Origin of the sequence: Escherichia sp. E4702 (assembly GCF_963883545.1) — a bacterium.
Taxonomy (GTDB): domain Bacteria; phylum Pseudomonadota; class Gammaproteobacteria; order Enterobacterales; family Enterobacteriaceae; genus Escherichia.
Genome location: NZ_CAWORF010000055.1, coordinates 1 through 714, shown reverse-complemented (window position 1 = coordinate 714; position 714 = coordinate 1). Strand labels below are relative to the sequence as shown.

At 55.0% G+C, this 714-nt stretch carries 1 rRNA gene; it reads left to right on the top strand.

Going from position 1 to position 714, the window contains the following annotated elements:
- Positions 1 to 714 (top strand): 16S ribosomal RNA (locus AACU94_RS24490); the annotation flags it as partial.

The following is a 714-nucleotide window of genomic DNA, read 5'->3' as shown; positions in this document are numbered from 1 at the left end:
TAACACATGCAAGTCGAACGGTAACAGGAAACAGCTTGCTGTTTCGCTGACGAGTGGCGGACGGGTGAGTAATGTCTGGGAAACTGCCTGATGGAGGGGGATAACTACTGGAAACGGTAGCTAATACCGCATAACGTCGCAAGACCAAAGAGGGGGACCTTCGGGCCTCTTGCCATCGGATGTGCCCAGATGGGATTAGCTAGTAGGTGGGGTAACGGCTCACCTAGGCGACGATCCCTAGCTGGTCTGAGAGGATGACCAGCCACACTGGAACTGAGACACGGTCCAGACTCCTACGGGAGGCAGCAGTGGGGAATATTGCACAATGGGCGCAAGCCTGATGCAGCCATGCCGCGTGTATGAAGAAGGCCTTCGGGTTGTAAAGTACTTTCAGCGGGGAGGAAGGGAGTAAAGTTAATACCTTTGCTCATTGACGTTACCCGCAGAAGAAGCACCGGCTAACTCCGTGCCAGCAGCCGCGGTAATACGGAGGGTGCAAGCGTTAATCGGAATTACTGGGCGTAAAGCGCACGCAGGCGGTTTGTTAAGTCAGATGTGAAATCCCCGGGCTCAACCTGGGAACTGCATCTGATACTGGCAAGCTTGAGTCTCGTAGAGGGGGGTAGAATTCCAGGTGTAGCGGTGAAATGCGTAGAGATCTGGAGGAATACCGGTGGCGAAGGCGGCCCCCTGGACGAAGACTGACGCTCAGGT